The organism is Streptomyces sp. NPDC006326, from assembly GCF_040612915.1.
GTDB lineage: Bacteria > Actinomycetota > Actinomycetes > Streptomycetales > Streptomycetaceae > Streptomyces.
Window position 1 is genome coordinate 57,043 of the sequence record NZ_JBEXRC010000004.1, and the last position, 23,843, is coordinate 80,885.

19 protein-coding genes and 1 pseudogene are annotated in these 23,843 nt (G+C 75.5%); 10 read left to right on the forward strand and 10 right to left on the reverse strand.

Annotated features, from left to right (window positions below):
* Positions 1–23 precede the first annotated feature (23 nt).
* The 5 genes from ABZ128_RS04680 (at position 24) to ABZ128_RS04700 (ending at position 6,897) form a co-directional block, all read left to right on the forward strand.
* Complete coding sequence (locus tag ABZ128_RS04680; protein ID WP_356846032.1) at positions 24–3,608, forward strand: S8 family serine peptidase; 3,585 nt, start codon at positions 24–26, stop codon at positions 3,606–3,608.
* A 120-nt stretch (positions 3,609–3,728) separates the two neighbouring features.
* On the forward strand, positions 3,729–4,463 hold the full coding sequence (locus ABZ128_RS04685; RefSeq protein ID WP_356846033.1) for a hypothetical protein: 735 nt from the start codon (positions 3,729–3,731) through the stop codon (positions 4,461–4,463).
* Between the two features lie 110 nt (positions 4,464–4,573).
* The gene (locus ABZ128_RS04690; RefSeq protein WP_356846034.1) at positions 4,574–5,836 is read left to right on the forward strand and encodes a cytochrome P450; all 1,263 of its coding nucleotides are present in this window, start codon (positions 4,574–4,576) and stop codon (positions 5,834–5,836) included.
* 39 nt (positions 5,837–5,875) lie between these two features.
* On the forward strand, positions 5,876–6,655 hold the full coding sequence (locus ABZ128_RS04695) for a hypothetical protein (protein ID WP_356846035.1): 780 nt from the start codon (positions 5,876–5,878) through the stop codon (positions 6,653–6,655).
* Entirely contained in the window at positions 6,652–6,897 is a 246-nt protein-coding gene (locus tag ABZ128_RS04700) for a hypothetical protein (RefSeq protein ID WP_356846036.1), read from the forward strand. The genes ABZ128_RS04695 and ABZ128_RS04700 overlap by 4 nt, the downstream gene beginning before the upstream one ends.
* A 3-nt stretch (positions 6,898–6,900) precedes the next feature.
* On the opposite strand, the gene ABZ128_RS04705 is transcribed toward ABZ128_RS04700, so the two are convergent.
* The 4 genes and pseudogenes from ABZ128_RS04705 to ABZ128_RS04720 all read right to left on the reverse strand — a co-directional run bounded on the left by ABZ128_RS04705 (position 6,901) and on the right by ABZ128_RS04720 (position 10,908).
* Positions 6,901–7,395 (reverse strand): gluconokinase, encoded by a 495-nt coding sequence (locus tag ABZ128_RS04705; RefSeq protein WP_356846190.1) that lies wholly within the window; start codon positions 7,393–7,395, stop codon positions 6,901–6,903.
* Positions 7,396–7,415: 20 nt separating this feature from the next.
* A complete protein-coding gene (locus ABZ128_RS04710; RefSeq protein WP_356846037.1) occupies positions 7,416–8,513 on the reverse strand; it encodes a MerR family transcriptional regulator in 1,098 nt (365 codons plus the stop codon).
* A 47-nt stretch (positions 8,514–8,560) separates the two neighbouring features.
* Positions 8,561–8,942, reverse strand: a pseudogene (locus ABZ128_RS04715) (VOC family protein).
* Between the two features lie 49 nt (positions 8,943–8,991).
* Positions 8,992–10,908 carry an ABC transporter ATP-binding protein gene (locus ABZ128_RS04720; RefSeq protein ID WP_356846038.1) on the reverse strand — a complete coding sequence of 639 codons (1,917 nt, stop codon included), beginning with the start codon at positions 10,906–10,908 and terminating at the stop codon, positions 8,992–8,994.
* Between the two features lie 241 nt (positions 10,909–11,149).
* On the opposite strand from ABZ128_RS04720, the gene ABZ128_RS04725 reads away from it, so the two are divergent.
* The 3 genes from ABZ128_RS04725 to ABZ128_RS04735 all read left to right on the forward strand — a co-directional run bounded on the left by ABZ128_RS04725 (position 11,150) and on the right by ABZ128_RS04735 (position 15,236).
* Entirely contained in the window at positions 11,150–11,461 is a 312-nt protein-coding gene (locus ABZ128_RS04725; RefSeq protein WP_356846039.1) for a trypco2 family protein, read from the forward strand.
* Positions 11,451–14,423: a trypsin-like peptidase domain-containing protein gene (locus ABZ128_RS04730; RefSeq protein WP_356846040.1), complete on the forward strand. Its 2,973-nt coding sequence runs from the start codon at positions 11,451–11,453 to the stop codon at positions 14,421–14,423. Before ABZ128_RS04725 ends, ABZ128_RS04730 begins: the two co-directional genes overlap by 11 nt.
* 390 nt (positions 14,424–14,813) lie before the next feature.
* Entirely contained in the window at positions 14,814–15,236 is a 423-nt protein-coding gene (locus tag ABZ128_RS04735) for a DUF350 domain-containing protein (RefSeq protein ID WP_356846041.1), read from the forward strand.
* 45 nt (positions 15,237–15,281) lie between these two features.
* Here the strand turns inward: ABZ128_RS04735 and ABZ128_RS04740 are convergent, their stop codons facing one another.
* The 4 genes from ABZ128_RS04740 to ABZ128_RS04755 form a co-directional block, all read right to left on the reverse strand.
* Positions 15,282–16,499, reverse strand: a complete 1,218-nt coding sequence (locus ABZ128_RS04740; RefSeq protein WP_356846042.1) for an acyltransferase — start codon at positions 16,497–16,499, stop codon at positions 15,282–15,284.
* Positions 16,496–17,536: an alpha/beta hydrolase gene (locus ABZ128_RS04745; RefSeq protein ID WP_356846043.1), complete on the reverse strand. Its 1,041-nt coding sequence runs from the start codon at positions 17,534–17,536 to the stop codon at positions 16,496–16,498. The genes ABZ128_RS04740 and ABZ128_RS04745 overlap by 4 nt, the downstream gene beginning before the upstream one ends.
* A gap of 172 nt (positions 17,537–17,708) precedes the next feature.
* Positions 17,709–18,389, reverse strand: a complete 681-nt coding sequence (locus ABZ128_RS04750) for a response regulator transcription factor (RefSeq protein ID WP_356846044.1) — start codon at positions 18,387–18,389, stop codon at positions 17,709–17,711.
* Positions 18,386–19,696 carry a sensor histidine kinase gene (locus tag ABZ128_RS04755; RefSeq protein WP_356846045.1) on the reverse strand — a complete coding sequence of 437 codons (1,311 nt, stop codon included), beginning with the start codon at positions 19,694–19,696 and terminating at the stop codon, positions 18,386–18,388. The genes ABZ128_RS04750 and ABZ128_RS04755 overlap by 4 nt, the downstream gene beginning before the upstream one ends.
* Positions 19,697–19,819: 123 nt before the next feature.
* Here ABZ128_RS04755 and ABZ128_RS04760 point away from each other — a divergent pair, with 123 nt between their 5' ends.
* Positions 19,820–20,764 carry an AEC family transporter gene (locus tag ABZ128_RS04760; protein WP_356846046.1) on the forward strand — a complete coding sequence of 315 codons (945 nt, stop codon included), beginning with the start codon at positions 19,820–19,822 and terminating at the stop codon, positions 20,762–20,764.
* Between the two features lie 54 nt (positions 20,765–20,818).
* Entirely contained in the window at positions 20,819–21,214 is a 396-nt protein-coding gene (locus tag ABZ128_RS04765; protein WP_356846047.1) for a hypothetical protein, read from the forward strand.
* On the opposite strand, the gene ABZ128_RS04770 is transcribed toward ABZ128_RS04765, so the two are convergent.
* On the reverse strand, positions 21,168–22,088 hold the full coding sequence (locus ABZ128_RS04770) for a trypsin-like peptidase domain-containing protein (protein WP_356846048.1): 921 nt from the start codon (positions 22,086–22,088) through the stop codon (positions 21,168–21,170). The genes ABZ128_RS04765 and ABZ128_RS04770 overlap by 47 nt on opposite strands.
* A 51-nt stretch (positions 22,089–22,139) precedes the next feature.
* Positions 22,140–23,678, reverse strand: a complete 1,539-nt coding sequence (locus ABZ128_RS04775) for an FAD-binding oxidoreductase (RefSeq protein ID WP_356846049.1) — start codon at positions 23,676–23,678, stop codon at positions 22,140–22,142.
* Positions 23,679–23,843 lie beyond the last annotated feature (165 nt).

The following is a 23,843-nucleotide window of genomic DNA, read 5'->3' on the forward strand; positions in this document are numbered from 1 at the left end:
CCCGGCGTACGAGGAGACCACACGTGGCCGCACGCAACAGACGACGACCCTCCCGCTCCTTACGGCCCTTGCGCGCGGCGCTCGCCGCCCTCACCACGGCCCTGCTGCTGCCGCTCGGCGCGGGTGTGGCGGCGGCCGCGCCGGAGCCCGGCCCCGCCCCCACCGCCGCCGAGCGCAAGATCGAGCCGAAACTCCGAGCCCAGCTCGACGCGTCCGCCAAGGCCGTCTTCTGGGTCTACCTCGACAGCGCCGCCGACCTCGGCGCGGCGGCCCGGCAGCAGACCCGCGCCGCCAAGGCCGAAACGGTCCTGCGGACCAAGAAGGAGCACGCCGCACGCACCCAGGCCGGTCTGATCAAGGCCCTGGACGGGGCGAACGCCGAGTACACCTCGTACTGGATCGTCAACGCCGTCCGCGTCGTCGGCAGCGAGAAGCTCGCCGGCACCCTCGCCCAGCGCCCCGAGGTCTCCCGGATCGACGCCGACGACAAGGTCGAACTCCCCAAGCCCGCCGAGGGCAAGCGGGAGCAGACCGGCGCCGACGCCGTCGAGTGGAACATCGACCGGATCAAGGCCCCCCAGGTATGGGACCAGTTCGGCGTCCGCGGCGAGGGCATCGTCGTCGCCAACATCGACAGCGGCGTCGACTACACCCACCCGGCCGTGAGCCGCCAGTACCGGGGCAGGAACGCCGACGGGTCCTACGACCACAACCACAACTGGTTCGACCCGGCCGGCGTCTGCGCCGCCGCGGCCCCCTGCGACAACAACGACCACGGCACCCACACCATGGGCACGATGGTCGGCGACGACGGCGGCGCCAACAAGACGGGCGTCGCGCCCGGCGCCCGGTGGATCGCCGCCAAGGGCTGCGAGACCAACTCCTGCTCCGAGGCCTCCCTCCTCGCGTCCGGCCAGTGGATCGTCGCCCCCACCGACCTGGCCGGGCAGAACCCGCGCCCCGACCTCGCCCCGCACATCGTGAACAACTCCTGGGGCAGTTCCACCCACGACACCTGGTACCAGCAGGTCGTCGACACCTGGCGCGCCGCCGGGATCTTCCCGGCCTTCTCCAACGGAAACGCCGGCCCCGGCTGCGCCACCAGCGGCTCGCCCGGCGACTACCCGAGCTCCTACAGCTCCGGCGCCTTCGACGTCAACGGCGCCATCGCCTCCTTCTCCTCCCGCGGGGCGGGCCCGGGCGGCATCGTCAAGCCGAATATCGCCGCCCCCGGCGTGAACGTCCGCTCCTCCGTCCCCGGCGGCGGGTACGAGGCCTTCTCCGGCACCTCCATGGCCTCCCCGCACACGGCCGCCACCGTGGCGCTCCTGTGGTCGGCCGCGCCCGCCCTCGAAGGCGACGTCGCGCAGACCGAAGCCCTGCTGGGGGGCACCGCCCAGGACACCGACAACGGCCAGTGCGGCGGCAGCGCCGCCGACAACAACGTCTTCGGCGAGGGCAAGCTCGACGCACTCGCCGCCGTGTCGGGCGCCCCGCGCGGCGCGGTCGGCGCGCTCGGCGGCACGGTCCGCTCCGGCGGAACCCCCGTCGCCGGCGCCCAGGTCACCGCCACCGGACCGATCTCCCGTACGACGACCACCGCGGCCGACGGCAGCTACGCCTTCCGCTCCCTCTCGGTGGGCGCGTACACGCTGACCGCCGCCAAATTCGGCTACGGCCAGGAGACGGCCGCCGCGACGGTGAGCGAGAACGCCACCGCCACCGGCGACTTCACCCTCACCCAGGCCCCCTCCGGAAAGGTGACCGGCACCGTATCCTCCGCCGCCGGACCCGCCGCGGGCGCCACCGTCACCGTCACCGGCACACCCGTGACCGCGACCGCCGACGCGCAGGGCCGCTTCGAGGTCACCCTGCCGCACGGCGCCTACGAAGTACGGGCGGCCCACGCCTCCCGCTGCCTCACCGGCGGCAGCGCCCAGGTCACCGTCGCGGGCGACGCCACCGTCGCCGTCACCCTGCCCGAGCGCACCGACGGGTACGGCTACGCCTGCGCCGCCACCGGCGCCGCCCCGTACCCCGCCGGGGACCGGCAGCTCGCGCTGACCGGCGACAACACCACCGAACGCGTCGACCTGCCCTTCCCGCTGCCGCTGTACGGGAAGACCTACGGGCAGGCCTGGATCGGGACGAACGGCACGGTCAGCTTCGGCGGCGCCCACACCGGCGACATCAACGGCGCCCTGCCGAGCGCGGCCACCCCGAACGCGGCCCTCTACCCCTTCTGGGACGACCTGGTCGTCGGCGCCCCCGGCAGCGGCTCGGGCGTCTTCACCGCCGTCACCGGCACCGCCCCGCACCGGCAGTACGTCATCGAGTGGCGCGCGGTGGCCCACTGGTCGGCGCAGGGCGACACGTTCTCGTTCTCCGCGGCGATCGGCGAGGACGGCACGGTGACGTACGCCTACAAGGGGACGGGCGGGACCGGCATCAAGGGCGGCTCCTCGGCCACGATCGGCGTGGAGAACGCGACCGGCACGGACGCCTTCGCCTACTCCTTCAACACCGCCGTCCTCAGCGACGGGCTGACCGTCTCCTTCCGCACCACCAGGAGCGGAGTGGTCGCGGGCCGGGTGCTCGACGCGAACGACGGCAAGGGCGTCGCGGGCGCCACCGTCACGGTCGGCACGGGCGACACCGCCGTGGCGGCGACCACGGCGGCGGACGGCGGCTACGTCGTCCAAAGTCCGGCCGGCGCCCGCACGGTGTCGCTGACCGCCCCCTCGTACGAGTCCGCGCAGCTGGCGGTCGACGTCGCACCGGCCGCCGTCACCGTGGCCGACCGGGCGCTGCGCACGGGCAAGGTCACGGCGTCCAGGAACGCGCTGGAGGTGGTCCTCCCGGCGGACCAGAAGCGCGCCCGCACCCTCGACCTCACCAACCCGGGCCTGGGCACGGACTTCACGGTGTCCGAGGACGCGGCCTGGCTGACGGCCACCCCCGGCACGGGGAACCTCCCCACCGGCGGGAAGAGCGCGCTCACGCTGAACGTGGACGCGGCGGGCCTGACCCCCGGCACGGTCCTGACGGCCGATCTGAGGATCACCTCGGCGAGCGGGCGGACACCGGTGCTCAAGGTGACGGTCAAGATCGTGGTCCCCCGCTACCAGGTCGCCCTCGACGCGGGCTCCGCCTCCCCGTCCACGGACACCCTGGGCGACGGCTGGTCCGCGGACCGGAAGTACACCGCCGGCTCCTACGGCTACCAGGGCAGCTCCTCGGTGGAGTCCACCGGCCGCACGATCGCGGGCACGGACGACCAGCGGCTGTTCCGCAGCGCCCGCGAGGGCATGTACGCCTACCGCTTCGACAACGTCCCGAACGGCACGTACACCGTGGAGCTCGGCTTCGCGGAGCTGTCCTCGACCAAACCGAACAAGCGCGTCTTCGACGTCCTGGCCGAGGGCGCACAGGTCCTGCCCTCCCTGGACATCGCCTACGAGACGGGCACGTACGCCGCGCTGACCCGCACCTACACGGTCACGGTCACGGACGGGGCGCTCGACCTCCGCTTCGTGACGCACACCGGCTTCGGCAAACCGCTGCTGAACAGCCTCCGGGTGACCGACCGCCCCGACCGGACCACCTGACCGACCCCTGACCGGACCCGCTGACCGCAGCGTCGGGGCCGGGGCATTCGAGTGGCCCCGGTCCCGGCGCGCGGCGGGGTGGGCCCGGCGGGCGGCACGAGGCGGTTAGCGTCGGGAACCATGACGCTGGAGAGCGGCCGGGCCGACCGGATCGAGGCCGTACTGCGGTCCGCGGACCCCGGCGCGGTATGGGCCGTCGGGGGCCCGGAGGGGATCCGCGCCGGGCCGGGGAACCGCACGGACGGGGCCATGCCCTTCGACGTCGGCGCGCTGACCGCGGTCCTCGCGCTGTGGCCCGTGATCGGCAGCCTCGTCGCCGAGGAGACCCTGCGCCTGCACACCCCCCTCACCGCCTACGGGGCCGAAGCCGCCTGCGGCGCCGCCGGCACCACCGCCCACCACCTGCTCACCCGTACCGGCGGCCCCGCCGACCACACCGCCGCCCTCACCCGCCTCGCCGAACACCTCGGCGGCACCCCCCTCGCCGAACTCGCCGCCACCCGGATCTGGCACCCCCTCGGCATGACCGGCACCCGCTTCGCCGGCGCCGCCCTGCACGCACCCCTCGCCGACCTCGTGCGCTTCCTGAGCCACCTCCTCTCCCCGGCCGACCACCCCGTCACCCGCGCCTGGACCGCCGAGTCCCTGCGCATCCGCACCGGCGAACTCACGCCCGCCCGCGGCCTCCTGTGGCACCCCGCCCCGCAGGGCGTCTGGTACCACGGCGACTCCTCCCGCGTCTGGGTCTCGCCCCGCCTGCGCCGCTGGGCGCTCCTGCTGCCGACCACCCGCCCCCCGGGCCCCCTGCGCACCGCCTTCCGCGAGGCGGCCTTCGCCTGCACGGCCGCTTCCTGAACGGGCGCCCGACCCGGTTGGGCCGTTCCCGCAGGGCGCTCGCCGCGGGGCCGACGTACGGTGAGCTGGAAGTCACCGACCGTTGGTCCCGGCTGCGCGGAGGGATACGGATGCGCACGCTTCACGAGGCCGCCCTCGGCGTACTCAGACGCCCCGGCGGGCACGGCCGCGAGCCGTCCCGGGCCGGGCCCGCAGTCACGGCCGGTCCCCGCGCGTCGGGGGCGGCACGGGCCGGCCGCGCCGAAACCGTACGGTTCGCCGCCGCACGCGCCCTCCCCCTCCTCGGCCGCGGCTTCGCCGGCCCCCGGCCGGTGTTCTCTCCGGACACCCTGCGCTCCCTGCGCGCCCGCCACGGCGGAGCCCCCGTCCTCGTCCGCGGGCTGACCGGGAACGTGCTCGTCCTCCTCGACCCGCAGGAGCTGCGGCAGTTCTACGCCGAACCCGCCGGTGCGGGAGCCGGGCCGGTCCCGCCCGTGTGCCCGACCCTCCAGGCCGTCCTCGTGGAGGAGGCCCGGCGGCTGAGCGTCGACGCAGTCCTCGACCTCGGACGGGTACGGGAGGCCGTGGCCCGGACCGCCCGCCGGATCGCACTCGGTGACCGGGCCGGGGCAGCCGAGGAGCCCGTCGCCCGGCCGGGTCCGCTGCGGCGGCGGGACCGGGCACGGGCGGCCCTGGCCGATGTGCACGATCTGCCCGCCCGGGCCGCCCGGCGGCTCGCCGCGCCGGGCGCCGCCGGTGCGGTCGGCCCCGCCGCCGCCCGGGTCGGCCCGTCTCCTGCGGGCACGGCCGGGGCAGGTGCCGCGGTCGCGGACGCTGCGGGCCGTTGCTGGGTGCGGGCCATGGACGCCATCCCCGCGACCCTGCTGCGCACCCTGCTCCTGCTCGGCAGCCACCCCGCGGAGCAGGACGCCGCGGCGGCCGAAGCCGCCGCGGGCGGCGCCCCGGGCGAACTGCCCCGGCTGCGTGCCTGCGTCCAGGAGACCCTGCGCCTGTACCCGGCGGTGCCCGACCTGATCCGGGTCACCCGCACGGAGACCGAGTGGCGGGGGGTGCGCCACCCCGCGGGCACCGCGGTCCTGCTGCCCGCCCACTTCCACCAGCGCGACCCCGCGCACGTGCCCGCCGCGCACGTCTTCGTACCCGGCCGGTGGAAGAGCCCGGACGCCGACCAGGACCTCCGGATGTCCCCCTTCGGACACGGCCCCGGCCGCTGCCCGGGTGACCGGCTCGGACTGCTCGTCACCACCGCCCTGTGCGCCGAGATCCTGCGCCGCACGCGCATCCGTGCCGTCCGGCCGGTGCTGGACCCGCCGGGACCACTGCCGACGGCACTGGACCCGCGCGGGATCCGGCTCGCCCTCAGCCGCCGCTGACGCCGCTCCCGTCCCCACTACCGCCCCGCGAGGATTCCCATGTCCGACGCCGCGACCTCCCCGTCCGCCGACCCGGACGTCGAACTGCTGGACGCCTTGTGCCGCGAGCTCGCCGAGGCCGCCGACGCCGTCGGCGAAGCCGCCCGCTACGCCTCGCGGCTGGCCCTCGGGCCCGGCCTGCGGACCCACCGGGGCCGCCACGGCCGCAGCCGCCCTCCCGGCCGCCGACCGGCCTGGCGCACCCTGCTGCGCCTCCTCACCGATCCCGCCGGCCTGGGCTGGGCCCCCCGCGGCCGGGGCGTGGCGCGGGCCGGGTGGCTCGCGGGGGTGCTCACGGGCCGGGAGAACCTGGCCGTCAGCCTCGCCGTCTGCGGGCTGAAGGCCAGGATCCGGGCAGCGCGCGCGGACCACCCCGAACTGCTGGACGACCCCGAGGCGGCGGCCATCCTCAGGGCGGTCGAGCAGGACGGACAGGCCGCGGCCGCCCGCCTGTTCCGCAAGGTCCTGCGGGAGCGGGGCACCGAGCGCGCCTTCGCGCTGCTGGCGTCCTCCTTCGCCGACCTGCTGGCCTGGAACGCGCTGACGGACACGAACCCCTTCAACGACCATGCGGGCTGGCAGGTGGCCACCGGCCGGGCCATGACCGCGGAGCCGCTCCTCGGCCTCGGCGCCGCCCTGCGGTCCCTCTTCGACCGGGACCGCGGCACCGGCGGGCACACGATCCCCGCCCGCACCGCCGGGCACTCCGGATGCGTCCACACCATGGGCCTCATCGGCACCGGCGGCATCCTCCTCGTCCAGCCGTGGCGGAACCGGTGAGCCCCGCGCCCCGGCTGCGTCCGCGCCCGCCGGACCCGTCCCTCGGCCTGCGCACCCACAGCGCCGTCCTGCGCGCCCACGCGGAACGGCTGCGCGCGGCCGCCGAGGAGCTGGGCGGCCGGGCCCCGCAGGGCGACGCCCTGCGGGCCGAGGTCAACGCCCTCGCCGACCGCTGCACGACCGCCGCGAACGGCTTCGCCCTGGCGGCGGCGCAACTGGAAGCGGGCCGCCGGCGGCGCTGACGGTCACTCCCGCGCGGGGGGCAGCGCCGCCAGTGCGGCCAGGGCCCGTGCGGTGATCTCCTGCGGGGATCCGGACACGTCGACGACGATCCCGCGTTCGTCCTCCTGGAGCGGCTCCAGCGCGGCGAACTGCGAATCCAGCAGCGCAGCGGGCATGAAGTGGCCCGTCCGCGCGGCCATGCGCCGTTGGATCAGCGGGCGTTCCCCGGACAGGTGGACGAACACCGCGCCGGGCGCGGCGGCGCGCAGCCGGTCCCGGTAGGCGCGCCGCAGCGCGGAACAGGCCACGACCGCGCCCTGCCGGTCCGGCCGCGCCCGGATCCAGTCGCCGATGGCATCCAGCCACGGCCGGCGGTCGGCGTCGTCCAGGGGGATCCCGGCGGTCATCTTGGCGACGTTGGCCGCCGGATGGAAGGTGTCACCCTCTGCGTAGGGAACGCCGAGCGCCTGCGCGAGCAGGCGTCCCACGGTCGTCTTGCCCGTACCGGACACCCCCATCACCACCGCCACCCGCCCCGTCACCGCACGCCCCCGGACACGGCGGCCGGGGCGACGGGCATGACCAGTGTGGTGAAGCTGCCCTGGTCGGCCGAGCGGACCAGGACCGGGCGGCCCGGTTCCCGGGTGATCTCCAGCAGGACGTCCGGGCCGACGGCCGCGTGCAGGGCCGGCCCGAGCACGGCGGGGTCGAAGGCGGCCCGGACCGGTTCGGCCTCCTCCCGTACGGCGGCCAGTGCGGCGGTCGCCCCGTCCGGCGTGCCCACCAGGAGCCGGTCGCGGCCCAGCTCCACCGCCACGGCGGGGGCGTCACCGCAGGCGTCGAGCGCAGCGAGCAGGGCCGTGCGGTCCACGGCGACCCGGTGCACCGGGCCGTCCAGGCCCGCGAGCATGTCCCGGTAGGCGGGGAAGTCGCCCTCGGCCACGGGTACTTCCCGCGTACCGCCCGGGGAGCGGGCCACGAGCGGCGCGCCGGGCGGACCCGCGGTCAGGGTCACCGCGGCGGACCGGGCCGCCCAGGCGCCGAGCGAGGCCAGCGCGTCCGCCTCGATCAGGAGCCGGCCCGCCGGTCCGTTCACGGCCGACGGACGCAGGGTGCGCAGGCAGAACCGGTAGCGGTCGGTGGCCACGAACCGGATCTCCTCCTCCTCGAACTCCACCAGGACGCAGCCCAGAACGGGATGCGCGGGATCCCGCCCGGCGGCCGGCGCCACCTGACGGGCCGCGCTCGCCAACTCCGGCCCGCCGACGGTGATCCCGGTGGCCGTCGGCCCGCCGGACAGCCCGCCCAGCACCGCCCCGAGCGCCGCGTCGGCGGCCCGTCCGTGCTCGCGGACCGCCGCCCGGTGCCGCTCCAGCACCTCCCGGGCCCGTCCGGGGGGCCCGTCGAGCACGGCGACCACGTCCACCAGCGCCAGCCCGGCCGCGCGCAGGTCGCGCAGCAGGGCCGCCCTCGGCTCCTGGGCGGCGGTGTAGGAGCGGTAGCCGGTGCGCGGGTCCACGTGCGCGGGCAGCAGCACGCGGCAGTCGTCGTAGAAGCGCAGGGCGCTCGGCGCGAGCGCGACCCTTCGGGCGAACGCGCTGATGCTCATCAGGTCGGGCGGGGTGTCGTCGTCCATGGCGCCGATTGTCGGCTTTCACCCCGCTTGAAGGTCAACCGTGCCGATCAGCCACCGGCCGCCGTGCGGGGCGTGGTCTGCTGGACCGACCAGCGGTTGCCGTCCGGATCGGTGAAGTACACGAACGAGCCCCAGGGCATGTCCTGGATCCCGCTCACCTCGACGCCCCGGCCGCGCAGGTCCGCATGGGCCTCCTCGATGTCGGTGACGACGACCTGGAGGTTGTCCAGGGAGCCCGGGGCCATCCGGGTGAGGCCCCGGCCCAGCGCGATGGAGCAGGCCGACCCCGGCGGGGGTCAGCTGCACGAAGCGGAGGTCCTCGCTCACGGTGACGTCGTGATCGGCGTGGAAGCCGACCCGCTCGTAGAAGGCCTTGGCCCGGTCGACATCGGTGACGGGGACGGTGACCAGTTCCAGTTTGATGTCCATCGGCTGCTCCACGGTCGGCGGCTGCCCGGCGCGCGCGGGCCTGTCGGCATCATGCGCCCGCAGCCGGGACCGCGCCGTCCGGCGCGGCGTCGGCCGCCGCCTCCTCGGCCGCCGCGAACTGGGTCCGGTACAGCTCCTCGTAGCGCCCGCCCGCGGCCAGCAGCTCGGGGTGCGTCCCGCGTTCCACGATCCGGCCGTCCTCGACCACCAGGATCAGATCGGCCGCCTGCACGGTCGACAGCCGGTGCGCGATCACCACCGCGGTGCGCCCCGCCAGCGCCTCGCCGAGGGCCTCCTGCACCGCCGCCTCCGAGGTGGAGTCCAGGTGCGCGGTGGCCTCGTCCAGGATCACCACCCGCTGCCGGGCCAGCAGCAGCCGGGCGATGGTCAGCCGCTGCCGCTCGCCGCCCGACAGGCGGTATCCGCGTTCGCCGACGACGGTGTCCAGCCCGTCGGGCAGCGAGGCGACCAGCCCGTCCAGCCGGGCCCGGCGCAGGGCCTCCCAGAGCTCCTCCTCCGTCGCGCCGGGCCGCGCCAGCAGCAGGTTCGCCCGTACCGACTCGTGGAAGAGGTGCCCGTCCTGGGTGACCATGCCGAGCGTCTCGCGGATCGAGTCGGCCGTGAGCTCGCGTACGTCGATCCCGCCCAGCCGGACCGCGCCCGCGTCGGCGTCGTACAGCCGCGGCAGCAGCTGGGCGATGGTCGACTTGCCGGCGCCGGAGGAGCCGACCAGCGCGATCATCCGGCCGGGTTCGGCGCGGAACGACACCTCGTGCAGTACCTGCGTGCCGCCCCGGGCGTCAAGGGTCGCGACCTCCTCCAGGGAGGCGAGCGAGACCTTGTCCGGAGAGGGGTAGCCGAAGGAGACCCGGTCGAACTCCACCGCCACCGGCCCGTCCGGCACCCGCCGGGCATCCGGCCGCTCCTCGATCAGCGGCTTGAGGTCGAGGATCTCGAAGACCCGCTCGAAGCTCACCAGGGCGCTCATCACCTCGACCCGGGCGCCGGCGAGCGCCGTCAGCGGCGCGTACAACCGGGTCAGCAGCAGCGCGAGGGCCACCACGTTCCCGGCGTCCAGGGTCCCGCGCAGCGCGTAGTACCCGCCCAGCCCGTAGACGAGCGCGAGGGCGAGGGCCGAGACCAGGGTGAGCGCGGTGATGAACGCCGACTGGGCCATCGCCGTACGGATGCCGATGTCGCGCACCCGGGCGGCGCGGGCCGCGAACTCCGCCGACTCGTCCGCGGGGCGCCCGAAGAGCTTGACCAGGGTGGCGCCGGGCGCGGAGAAGCGCTCGGTCATCTGCGTTCCCATGGAGGCGTTGAGTACGGACGCCTCCCGCTGCATCGCGGCCATCCGCGCTCCCATCCGGCGGGCCGGCAGCACGAACACCGGCAGCAGGACGAGGGCCAGCAGGGTGATCTGCCAGGAGATGCCGAGCATCACCGCCAGCGTCAGCAGCAGGGTGACCGTGTTCGCGACGACCCCCGACAGCGTGTTGCTGAACGCCCGCTGCGCGCCGATCACGTCGTTGTTCAGACGGCTGACCAGCGCCCCGGTCCGGGTGCGGGTGAAGAAGGCGACCGGCATCCGCTGCACGTGGTCGAAGACGGCGGTCCGCAGGTCCAGGATCAGCCCTTCGCCGAGGGTGGCGGAAAGCTTGCGGGTGAGCAGCCCGAGCCCGGCCTCCACGACCGCGATCAACGCGATGAGCAGGGCGAGCCGCGTGACCACGGAACCGTCCCGGCCGTCCACGATCGCCGTCACGACCCGGCTTGCGAGGACCGGGGTGGCCACCGCGAGCAGCGCGGTCACCACGCTCAGCAGGAGGAACAGCGTCAGCCCGCGGCGGTGCGGGCGGGCGAAGCCGGCGACCCGGCGCAGGCTCGCCCGGGAGACCGGCCGCCGGTCCTGCTGGGCGTTGATCGCGCTGTGCAGCGATGTCCAAGCGGTGACTTCCATGTCCATGGTCCGAACGCTAGGACCTCGACCGGGGTTGAGGTCAATGGCCGGTCGGGGGCCGAGTGGTCCGGGTCCGCGCCGTCGGCGGGGTGCCCTCCCCGGCGGATGGTGCAGGGACCGGAGCCCGGGCGCCCCGACCGGCCGGCCGGCGACGGCGGGAGCGGCCGGTCCTCCAGATGGATGCGCGATGATGTTGCCTACTATCGTGGGTAGTTGACGTACGGATCCGGTCTGGGGGGCCTTGCCTGTGAACGATGCGGTCGAGTTGGCGGACATGATCACGCAGTTGCGCCGTGAGCTGAGCCGGGCGATGTCCGACGGCGAGGACTCCGACCTGAAGTTCAAGGCGGAGCGCGTGGAACTGGAACTGACCGTGGGAGTGGAGCGGACCCGTGAACCGGGCGTGAAGGTGAGGTTCTGGGTGTTCGACGCCGGCGCCTCGGCGAAGCGCTCGGCCACGGTCACGCAGAAGCTCACGCTGACGCTCCAGCCCGTACGGGCGGACGCGCCGGAGCAGATGGCCCTGATCTCCGGGGACGAGCTGCTCGGTGAGGACTGACGCGCCCGCCGGGCGCGGCGGACTGGACCCGCACCGCATCGCCGAGGTCATCGTCACCACCTCCGCCGGAGGCGGGCGGCGCGGCTCGGGGTACCGGGTCGGTGAGGCGGTGGTGCTGACCGCCTTCCACGTGGTGGCCGGGGCCTCGGCGGTGCGGGTGCGTTTCGACGCCGACCGGCCGGGACAGTGGGCCGCCGAGGCGGAGCTCGCCTGGTCGGATCCGGCCACCGACGTGGCGGTGCTGACCTTCACACCCCCGGCGGGCGCCACGCCCGTTCCGCCCGCGCGGTTCGGCCGCATCGGCGACGACCGCCACGCCGTCATCGACGTCCACGCCGCCGGCTTCCCCCTCTGGAAGCGCCGGCGCGGCGCCGACGGCAGGCAGTTCCGGGAACTGCACCAGGCCGACGGGACCGTGGCGGCCTTGTCCAACCTGCGCACCGGCACCCTGGAGATCACCGTGCCGGTGGCGGCCGCGGACCCCGACCCCGCCGTATCGCCGTGGTCCGGCATGTCCGGGGCCGCCGTGTGGGCCGGGCCGTACCTCGTCGGGGTGGTCGCCGAACACCACCGCGGAGAAGGGCTGGGCCGGCTGACCGCGGTCCGCGTCGACCACACGCTGCACGGGGTCTGCGAAGCCCGGCGGGCGGAGCTGGCCGCGCTCCTGGCGATCCCCGACCCGGCGGCGCTGCCGGACGTGGGCGCCGGGCCGCCCGGCCCTCACGAGCCGCCCCCGCCGGCCACGTCGAAGGTCATCGGGCTGCCGGTCGCACACGGACTGGAGCTGTTCAAGGACCGGGCCGAGGCCCGGGACCTGATCGGCCGCCACCTCGCCGACCCCGCCATCCGCATGGTGACCGTCACGGGCCGCCGCGGCATCGGCAAGAGCGCCGTCGCCGCCAAGGTCATGGAGATGCTGGAACGCGGCGAGTGGCCGGGACACGCGAAGGCGCCGCTTCCGGCGGGCCTCGTCAACCTGAGCACCCGCACCTCCGGGGTCTCCCTCGAACGCCTCTACTTCGACTGCGCCCGCGCCCTCGGCCCCGCACACGAAGCACGGCTGCTGGAGGTCTGGGCCGCCGACCGGCCCGTCCCGGACAAGATCGGCGAACTGTTCGCCGCGATGGGGGACCGGCTCTTCGTCCTCCTGGTCGACAACCTGGAGGACCGGCTCCTGGACGACGGCCGGCTCGACGACGAGGAGCTCGACGCCTTCTTCGACTGCCTCTTCAGGGCGCGGGCCACACCGCGGCTGCTGATCACCTCACAGCTGCCGCTGCGACTCCCGCCCGAGCTGCGCCGGTTCACCGCCGAGGTCGAGCTGTCCGACGGGCTGCCGCCCGCCGAGTCCGTCGCGCTGCTGCGCGAACTCGACCAGGACGGCAGCCTCGGAGTGGCGCAGCTGTCGGACGAGCAGCTGCTCCGGGCGGCGGTCCGTGTCCACGGGGTGCCGCGCGCACTGGAGCTGCTGGTGGGCGCGATGGCCGACGACACGCTGATGCTGCCGACCCTGGAGGACGTGCTGGAGGACTTCACCCTGCGCGGTGACGTGGTCGCCGGCCTCGCCCAGGACCGCCACCGGCGCCTGGACGCCGACAGCCGCAGCGTGCTGAACGTCCTCGCGGTGCTGCGCACCCCCGTCCCGCGGGAGGCGGTCGAGTGGATCACCGGGGGCCCCGCTCCCGCCCTCGATGTGGCGGCCGCCCTGTCCCGCCTGCTGAGGATGCGCATGGTGTCCGTGGACCGGGGAACCCGCACGTATGCGCTGCACCCGATGGACGCCGACCTCGCGTACGGCGCCCTTCCCGACGAAGGGGCGCTGGGGCGGAGGGCGTTGGAGCTGCGGGCGGCCGAGTGGTACGCGCGGACCGCCCCGCCGCGCCGCGACTGGCGCACGCTGGACGACATACAGGCGCACCGGCGGGCGTTCGACCACCGGGTGCGGGCCGGGGACATGGACGGTGCCGCGCTGGTCCTCGGCGCCATCGGGGAATGGATGGTCTGGCACGGCTCCGTGCTCGCGGCGATCTCGATGCACCTGACTCTGGAGGAACAAGTGACCGACGACCGGGCACGTCTCGCCCATCTCATCGGCTTCGGGCACGCCCGGTTGAGCGGCGGCCCGCTGCCGCACGCCCTCGAACTCTTCACGGAGGCCGCCGAGGTGGCCGAGCGCCTCGAAGACCGCCGGGTGCTCCAGGAAGCCATGTTCGGCCTCGGCGACGCGCACCGGCAGCTGGGCCGCCTGAAGGACGCCACGGGCCCGCTGACCCGGGCCGGCGAGCTGGCCCGGCAGAACGGCGACGCCGAAGCCGAGGCCCACGCCGTCCTCAGCCTCAGCCTCGCCCACAGCACCCTCGGCGACGGCGAAGCCGCCCTGGCGGGCGCCGACCGGCTGGGCGAACTCGCCGCTGCCTCGGGGGACCGGCTCACCGAGGCCCGTTCCTGGAACGCCCGGTTCACGGCCCTGCTCACCCTGGGCCGCTGGGAGGAGACCATCGCGGCGGCCGGCGAGGCCGTACGCGCCTACGCCGCCGCGGGCGTCCCGGAGGCGACGGACTACGCACTGAACGCCCAGGGCGTGGCCTTGCTCGCCCTGGGCCGGCCCGAGGAGGCCCTGGCCTTCCTGGCGGAGGCGCTGACCGCGGCCTCGGGCATGGAGAACCCGCGGACCGAGGGCGTCTGCCTCTACAACACCGCCTGGGCGCACTGGACCCTCGGCCGGTACGGGCAGGCGGCCGAGACGGCCGAGCGCGCGGCCGCCTCCCTGGACCGCGCCGGGGCCGCCGAGGCCGCGGCGGCGCAGGCGCTCGCCGAAGCGGCCCGGGCCAGGGCGGTGCCCGCCCCCCGTGATGCCGCCGACGCCCTCGACCGGGCCGCGCAGGGCGCCGGCCGCAATGTGGAGATGGTCCGTCCGGCCTGGCTCACCGCGCAGGCGCAGCACCTGCGCGAGAACGCCTGAGGGCGTCCGCCGCACTCACCTGCCGGCGGGCCCCCACCGACAACGGCGCTCCCGGCTCCAGGGCCGGGTGCGGCCGCCCCACGCCCCGCCCCGTCGCGCTCCACGAACAGCGGTCCCAGCCGTCCCCGGGGCGGCGCCGGTTCGCCTGCGCGGACCTCCGCTTCGGGGGCATGCGGCCAGGAACGCCGCCCCCTGCCCCGGCACGCCGTGGAGCCCGGCGCCGGCGCGCTCAGCCCACGTGCCTCCGCGGCCCGCGCCGTACCCGGCGCGGCCAGGCCACGGCCTGTGCCGTCCTGCGGACTCCCCATGGTCCGCCGGGATGTCGTGCGATAGATTCGGCCATCCTGACGACACGCCCCGTTGCCACCCGAAGCGGAGACAGCCTTCCCCATGAGCGACATCCTGAGCGGACTCGGCCGCACCAGCGCCTACGGCGCCCTCGGCCTGGTCCTGCTGATCCTCGGCATCGTCCTGGTGGACGTGCTGACCCCGGGGAAGCTGCCGAAGCAGATCTGGGAGGAGCGCAACCGGAACGCGGCCGTGATGCTCAGCTCCGCGCTCCTCGGTGTCGGCGGGATCGTCTTCACCTCGATCTGGACGACGTACGAGGACTTCGGCAAGGGCCTGCTGTCCACCGCGGCGTTCGGCCTCCTGGGCCTGGTCCTGATGGCCGTGGCCTTCCTCGTCCTGGACCTGGTGACCCCCGGCCGGCTCGGCGCCATCGTCGTCGACCCGGAGCCCCACCCGGCGGTCTGGGTCACCGCCTCGTGCAACCTGGCGGTGGCCGCCATCGTGGCCGCCTCCATCGCCTGACCCGCCGGGCGGCAGCAGCCGCCACGCCGGGCCCGGCGCGGCCCGTCACGCCAGGCCCAGCGCGAACACCGCGAACCCTGCGGCCAGCAGCCCCGCGGCCGTCCGCCGCAGGGCGGTGACCCGGGTCCACGGCTCCTCGAACCGTCGCGCGTACCGGGCGATGAGCACCAACAGCGCGGCGAACACCGGCATCCAGGCCACTCGGGCGGCGATCCAGCCGAGGCTGTCCGGAGCCGTCGTCAGCCCGGCCACCGCGCCCGCGAACGAACCGGGCACCGCCGCCGCCAGCATGGCGCTCTGGTGCCAGCACAGGACGGTCATGGCGCACAGGTTGACCACGACCACCGGAGCCCACAGCGCCGGCCGGGACAGCAGCCGCGCCAGCCGGTCCCGCAGCAGGATCGCCGCCCCCGACTGGGCGGCGGCCAGGGCCAGGACGAGCAGCGACGGCGGGTGCGAGTTGGTGCGCGCGGCGCCCGGCACGCCCACCACGGACACCGGGTAGTGGAAGAGCAGCAGCAGCGCCGCGAACAGGACCGTCCCGCCCGCCAGCAGCAGCCGCGCACCGCGCCGGCCGATCCGCCCCTCGCCCCAGGACACGCCGAGCTGATAGGCGAAGAGCCAGCCCGGCAGGATGTTCAGCAGCGCGAGCCAGGACGGTACGGAGTCCGCGAGCGGCCCGTAGCGCAGCAGGTCCACCACCGCCACGAAGCCGATCAGGGGAGCCGCCGCCCAGCCGCCGAGACGGCGCGCCGCCCGCACGCAGTACGGGGTCAGCGCGGTGACCACCGCGTACACGCCCACGAACCACAGCGGTTGGACCACCAGCGTCGCCCCGGTCCGCAGCGTGGTCTCGGGCACCCCCGCCGCGTACAGCACCGGCGCGGCCAGCGCCCACACCGCGGTGACGCCGAGCACCGGCCGCCCCAGCCGGGCGATCCTCCCCTTCAGCCAGGCGTCGGCGGAGCCCTTCCTGCGGTGGTACGAGAGCACCGAGGCGTAGCCGCCGACCAGGAAGAAGATGCCGAGCATCTGCAGGATCCAGCCGGCGGGCGCCAGAGCACCGAACGACGACAGCGGGCTCGCGTTGTGCAGTGCGCCCTGCCCGTCCAGGGTGAACCCGCCGAGCAGCCAGTGCCCCGTCGGCACGGCCAGCAACGCGAGGGCGCGCAGCCCGTCGACGGCCCGGTCGCGGTGCGCGGGGGTCTGCAGGTCGATCCGCTCGGCCGTCCGCCTCAGCCGGGTCAGGGCCGGCCGGCTCATCGGACCTCTCCCTTCGCCAGGGCGGTGAAGGCCGCCAGGGACTGGGTGCCGGGAGCGAAGTAGCCGGTGTGCCCCCGGACATCGGCGGCCGGCACCCTCCGCGCGCCGAAGGCGGGGGAGGCCGGGTCCGTGCCGTGGCCGATCCCGGCGAACTCCACGTTCGGTACGTCCGCGATCCAATCGGAGGGGCCGCGCGCCGCCCAGACCCTGGCGCGGGTGTGCAGAGCGGCGGCGCTGTCCGCGCGCATGCCGGGGGAGCCCAGGACGACGAGGTCGGTGGCGTCGGTGTGCCGGGCCGCCAGCCCGCAGACCACCGACCCGTAGCTGTGGCAGAACAGCACCGGATCGGGCGCGCCGACCGCGTCCAGCCCCTCGGTGAACCGGGCCAGCCGGACCGCGCCCGCCTGAGCGAGCCGCCCGCCCGCCGCATCCAGGCCCACCCCGACCGGTGTGGTGTAGCCGGTCCACGCCACCACGGCGGTGTCCGCGCCGGCCGCGGCCCGCAGCGAACGCGCCATCCCGGCCGGGCCGGTGTGGGCGGTGCGCGATGCGTCGTGGCCGGTGGCGTCGCTGTCGGTACCCGGCACGATCACCGACACGTGCGCCGCCCGCTCCAGGTCCCCGAACACCTCGGCGACCTGCCCGCGTCCCCGCGGATCGAAGGCGAGGATCTGCCGCCCCGGCGAGGCCAGCGAGGCGTAGCGCGCCTCACCGGTCGCGAGGATCGCCTGCCGGTTGGCCTCGTACCGCAGGGCGACCGGTGCCCCGTCCAGATGGCCCACCACCAGCGGATGGCGGCGCAGCAGGTCCCGCTGTCGCGCCCCGTCCAGCCCGGCGAAGAACCGTGCCACCTCGTGCGGGCTCGCGCCCGCCGGATCGGGCAGTGCCGGGCCGGAGGTGTCGGCCCGCCAGGCGGCGGTCCCGGGCGGCGGGCCGGTGACCTCCTGCCGGCTGTCGCCGGCTGCCCAGCCCGCGGTGCCCGCGCCCACGGTCACCGCCAGCGCGGCCGCGACCAGGGTCCTTCCGAAGCGGCGCATGCCCCTTCTCCTCTCCTCGTGACGAGGAGGAAGGTAGGAGGGGGGTGCCGGACCGTACGTCGGACCGTGGTGCCAAGTCCGGTGTCATACCCGGGTAGGGGGTGGAGGAGACGGTCCGCGTCTCCCCGCCCCGAAGACGGACACCAGATCTCTGGCAGGGCGGGGGAGGGGTTCAGGCGCTGTCGCCGGGCCGCACCAGCCCCGCCTCGTACGCGAAGATCACCGCCTGCGCCCGGTCGCGCAGGTCCAGCTTGGCCAGCACCCGCCCGATGTGCGTCTTGACGGTCTGCTCGGCCACCACCAGGTGCCCGGCGATCTCCTGGTTCGACAGCCCCCGCGCGATCAGCTCCAGCACCTCTGTCTCCCGCGGGGTCAACCCGTTCAGCCGCAGCGCCGGGTCCTTGCGCGGGGCCGGGCGCTGCTGGACGAAGTCCGCGATCAGACGCCGGGTCACCGAGGGCGCGAGCAGCGCCTCGCCCGAGGCCACCACGCGGACCGCCGCGATCAGATCGGCCGGCGGGGCGTCCTTCAGCAGGAACCCGGAGGCCCCGGCGCGCAGCGCCTCGTACACGTAGTCGTCGATGTCGAAGGTGGTCAGCATCAGCACCTTCGGGCGGTGGACCACGCCCGGCGGGGGGTCGAGGATCTCCCGGGCCGCGGCGAGCCCGTCCATCTCCGGCATCCGTACGTCCATCAGGACCACGTCCGGGTGGACCGAGCGGGCCACCGCGACGCCCTCGCGGCCGTCGGGGGCCTCACCCACCACGTCGATGTCGGCCTGCGCCGACAGCAGCGCGGCGAACCCCGCCCGCACCATGGCCTGGTCGTCGACGATGATCACGCGGATGGTCAACTGGCGTCCTCGTCCGGAGCGTTCAGGGGCAGGCGGGCGGCGACCCGGAAGCCGCCGTCGGGCAGCGGACCGGTGTCCAGTGTCCCGCCGGTCAACCGTACGCGCTCGCGCATGCCGACCAGGCCGTGCCCCGTCCCCGTGCTCTCCAGTGCCACCACGGCCTCCGGGGCGGGCCCGTTGACCACCAGCACCAGCAGCACCTCCTGCGCGTCCTCGGCGGACCGGCTCACCGAGACCCGCGTCGGCGCACCCGGGGCGTGCCGCACCACGTTGGCGAGGGCCTCCTGCACGATCCGGTACGCCGAGAGGTCCACCGCGGGCGGCACCGCCTCCGCCGCGCCGGCGGGCATCGACAGCTCCACCGGCTGACCGGCCCGTACGGTCGTCTCGACCAGCTGCTGGAGCCGTACCAGCCCGGGCTGCGGGGCCCGCTCGCCGTCCGGCCCGTCCCCGCGCAGCACCGTCAGCAGCCGCCGCATCTCGCCCAGGGACTCGCGGGCACTGGCCGCGATGGCGGCGAACTCCTCCTGCACCGGCTCCGGCATCCCCGGCAGCCGGTACGGCGCCGAATCGGCCTGCACGGTGATCACCGACATGTGGTGGGCCACCACGTCGTGCAACTCCCGGGCGATCCGGGCGCGTTCCTCCAGCAGGGTGCGCCGGGCCCGCTCGGCCTCGCTGATGCCCTCCTGCTCGGCGATCCGCCGCTGGGCCTCGCCGAGCCCGCGCAGGGCGCCCGTGAGGGCGAGGACGGTGCCGCCGAGGACGAACAGCAGGGCGATCGTGTCGGTCACCCCGGCGGGCCGGTAGAAGCCGAGCGCCACCCCGACGCCGCCGCCCACCAGCCACACCGCGACGAGCGTGCGGACGGACTCCCGCAGGCCGAGGCAGACCATCAGCACCAGGTAGCCCACGATGGCCATCGGGGTCCAGGGCCAGGCCTGCCCGGCCACCCCGCCGGCATCGATCAGCAGCACCGCCCCGAGCGTGTCCGCGGCGAGGACCAGCCCCCAGGCGGCCAGCGGCCGGGTCACGGCCAGCAGCAGCGGCACGGCCTGCGCGACGCCCAGCGCGCCGGCCCACCCTCCGCCGAGCCGGTACTGGGAGACCAGCACCGTGATCGTCACCGGCACCAGCGTCGCCACGCAGACGGCGGCGAGCAGGTACGGCAGTCCGCGCTGCCAGGCCCTGGGAGCCTGCGCCAGCAGCGGCTCGGCCGACCCGGGGGGCGTGCGCAGGGCCACGGCGAACCGGGTCAGGGCGCGGGGCGCCCGCGCGGCGGCGGGAGTACGGACGGGGTCGCTCATGACCGGACAGACTAGGTCCTCCGGCGCCGGTGCGACCTGGTGCGGCGGGGTCGGAGCCACAGGCCGGGGCGGCGCCGGGGGCGGGTAGGCTGCACGCAGTCGATCACGGGGGAGCCGGTACGCATGGGCTTGGCAGCCGCACTCGAAAAGCTGGTGCCGGTGTTGCTGGCCTTCGGGGCCGGCGCGCTGCTCGCCCGCCGGAAGATCATCCCCGCCGAGGCCTCGAAGGTCTTCGCCGACTACGCCTTCCTCTTCGCGGTCCCCTGCTACCTGTTCGGCAACATCTACGCCAGCGACCTCGGCGCCCTCTTCGACTGGCGGGCCATCGGCGGCTATGCCGCGGCCGCCGCCCTCGCGGTGCTCGCCGTCGCCCTCGCCGCCGCGGCCTACGGCGTGCGCGAGCCGCGGGCCGTGGCGCTGCGCGTGATGGCCGGTGTCCAGGTGAACACGGCCTACTTCGCCGTCCCCGTCTTCATCACCTTCTTCGGGACGGCCGCGCCGATCTTCCCCGTGCTGCTCTTCCAGGTGTGCGTGCTGTCCCTCGTCGTCATCGCCATCATGGAGCTCGGCCGGACCGGCCCCGCCGCCGGCGGCCCCGGGCAGCGGCTCGCGCGGGCCGTCGGCGCCTCGCTGGTGACCCCGCTGGTCCTCGCCTGCAATGCCGGGATCCTGCTCAACCTGCTGTCGGTGCACCTGCCGAAGGTGCTACTCGACGGGGCCGCCTTCGTCGGCGACAGCGCCTCGCCCGTCGCACTGTTCGCCCTCGGCCTGCACCTCGGCGGCCAGGGTCTGGACGTCCGGGGCACCAGCCGCGAGGAGCTGGCCCTCGTCGCCTTCAAGTGCCTCGGCTTCCCGCTGCTGACCTGGGCGGTGTGCGGGGCGCTCTTCGGGGTCGGCGGCCACTGGCTCACCTACCTCGTCCTGATCGCCGCGATGCCCACCCCGCAGAACCTGTTCATCTTCGCCCAGCGCTACGACGTCGGCGTCGACCTCTCCGCCTCGCTGGTGATCAAGAGCTCGGTGGTCTCGCTCCTGCTGCTCCCGCTGTGGCTCCAGGCCGTGGTCTGACGATCGCCGGCGCCCGCGTCCGTTCCCCGGCGCGGGCCCGCTCGTTGACGAGGCATGGAGCTGCTGCCGATCATCGCGGCGCCGGGCGTCGGTGAACGGGCCGACGCCGCGGCCGATGCCGCCTGCCACCTGTACGACGCCGTCGCCCCCTGGCGCGGCGGCGGGCCCGGCGGCTGGAGCCGCGGCGCGGCCGAGGACGCCGCGGAGACCATCGAGACCACCGCGCACGCGCTGGCCCACATCCACCCGCGCGCCGCGCTCATCCTCGCCCCCGTCCACACGGCCCTCGCGGACCTGCGGCGTCAGCTCGCGCTGGCAGCCGCCGACCCGCTGAGCGCCGACGGCCTGGTGCAGACGCCGCGCACGGTCGGCAACCCGCGCCGGACCCGGCGGGTCCCGGTGCTCACCCCGCCCCCGCCCCGGCAACAGCCGTCTCGTACAGCGCCTTGACCTCCTGGCCGAAGTAGGAGCTGTACGAGGTGTCGGCGGTGTCCCCGCCGGTCTTCCAGCCGCCGATCACCCCCACCACGTCACCGGTCTCGGTGTCCTTGTCGTAGCGGGTCAGGAACGGGCCGCCGCTGGTCCCGCCGGGGTACCCGGTGCAGTCGATCCGCAGGAACGACCCGGGGATGCCCGGATCGGTGCTGGTGAACCTGGTCGTACGGTTCACGCACAGCCGCGGGCGCGCGGCGGACGCCGGGTAGCCGATCAGCGACACCCGCGGGTGCGCGTAGCCGGCGCCGGTGACCAGGCGGTTGCCGCCGACCACGTCCTCCACCGGGAAGCCGTCCGCATCCGGCCCGACCTGCGCGAAGGCCACGTCGAGGGTCGCCCCCTTGTCGGGGCCCAGGCTCTTGTACCGGGGGTCGATCCACACCTTGGAGCGCCCGGCGTTGTCGCGCACCACCGGGAACATGCCGTACGGCTGGGGGGTCTGCGCCGTGTAGAGCGGTACGAAGGCCACCTGGCGGGCATCGGTTCCGAGCAGGCAGTGCGCGGCGCTGAGCACCAGGTTGCGGCCGGGCGAGGCGACGACGCTGGCCGTGCAGAAGTACGCGCCGCCGCCCTTCATCACGAACATCCGGCCCACGACCGGGATCCCGTCGAAGTCCTGGCCGGTGCCGGGGTCGGTGGCGGCCGCCGGCGACCCCGGGGTCATCGGCGCCGCGGAGGCCATGCGGTCCGCCGTCCAGAAGGATTCCGCCTCCCGTGCGGACCACCGGCCCGGGCCCGGCAGGGCGCTGCCCGCCTCGGCCTCGGGCAGCGGGCCGCCGGGCAGCAACAGGGCGGCCGTTGCCGCGGCCACCGTCAACACACGTCGCATTCGGGCTCCTCTGAATCGCCTGCACCGCATCGCCTGCATCGTCTGCATCGCCTAGATCGCCTGGGGGAAGCGGAACAGCCGGTCCGGGTCGTGGAGACGACGGATCCCTTCGAGGCGGGGCAGGTTCGGCCCGTAGTACGCCTCGCGCCAGGTGGACAGCTTCGGGTCGGAGTAGTTCTGGTACGCGCTGCCGCTCGCCCAGGGGCGCAGGTCCTGCCAGAGCCCGTCGAGCCAGGCCTGGTGCCGGGACACCTCGGAGGGCGGGGCGGCCGCGGGCCAGTAGGCGAGGTACTGGGCGAGGAAGGCGCTGTCCCGGTGCACGAAGGCGGTGGCGCCGGCCGGGACCCGGTTGACCGCCCCGCCGCAGACCCCGTCGAACTGCACGACCCCCACACCGCCGCGCGGCGCCGCCTGCGCGTACCGCCCCAGCGCCGCCAGGACCGCGTCGACGGCTGCGTCCGGCAGCCCCGGGCCGGCCCAGAAGTCCGAGCGGGCGGCGTACGCGTCGCGGCCGAGCCGCCCCTGCGGATCATGGCCGGGCAGCGATCCGGGCAGGCGGCACTGGGCCGCGGTCAGCTCCGGGCAGCCCGCCATGGCCCGTACGGTCTCCCCGTAGCCGCGTACGAGCGTCCAGTCGTCCCGGGGCTCCGTGCCGACGAGGCCGGACAGCCGGGACAGCTGCCGGTCCAGCTCGCCGCGCCCGTCGAGGCAGACCACCCGCAGGGCCGGGGCCGGCACCGGCCCGCCGTCGACGGTGAACTCCACCTGGCTCCAGAAAGGTTCCGGCAGGTCGGTCAGCCAGCGTTGCCAGCCGCGCAGCACCGCCCGGGATGCGGCGGCGGACCAGTGGAGTTCGGCGAAGGCGGCGTCGGCGACCGGGTGGGTACGGAAACGGAACCCGGTGACGATCCCGAAGTTCCCGCCCCCGCCCCCGCGCAGGGCCCAGTACAGGCCGGGGTCCCGGTCGGCGTCCACCTCGCGCACCGAGCCGTCGGCGGTGACCACGGTCGCGGCGGTGAGCCGGTCCGAGGTGGTGCCGTACGCCCGGGAGGCCAGGCCCAGTCCGCCGCCGAGGGTCAGTCCGGCGATCCCGACCGAGGGGCACAACCCGGTCGGGATGCCCAGTCCGCGGGCGGCGAGGGCCGCGGCAACGTCCCCGAGCCGGGCCCCCGCGCCGATCCGCACCCCGGGCGCGGACCCGGCGCCGTCGAGCGCCACCTGCGCCATCGCACCGACGTCCACGACGAGCCCGCCGGCGCAGGTCGACCAGCCGGCGTAGCCGTGGCCACCGCCGCGCGGCACCACCGGGACGGCCGAGCGGCGGGCGAAGTCCAGGCAGACGGCGACGTCTCCGGCGTGCGCGGGATAGGCCACCGCACCCGGCGCGACGGTGTCGAAACGGGGCTGGAACAACCGCCGGGCCTCGGCGTAGTCCGGGTCACCCGGCCGTACCACCCGCCCGTCGAGTGCGCGCGCCAGCGCCCCGAAGTCCGGCCCCGACGGGGAGGGCCGCGCGGGCGCCGCCGTACCCACGGCGGCGAGGACGGCGGCGGCCGCGCTCCCCAGGACGCGGCGGCGGTGGAGGCTCATTCCTCCTTCCTGCCATCGCCCGCGCCGATCGCGGCGAAGGCGGGCCCACGGCGTTGGCGTTGCCCCCCGAACGGCCCAGGGCCCACCGGCCCCGCAGGAGCCCCGGCCGCCGCCGCACGGTGAAGCGGCAGCGCCCGGGACCCCCGCCGTCCGAGGTCCGAGGCG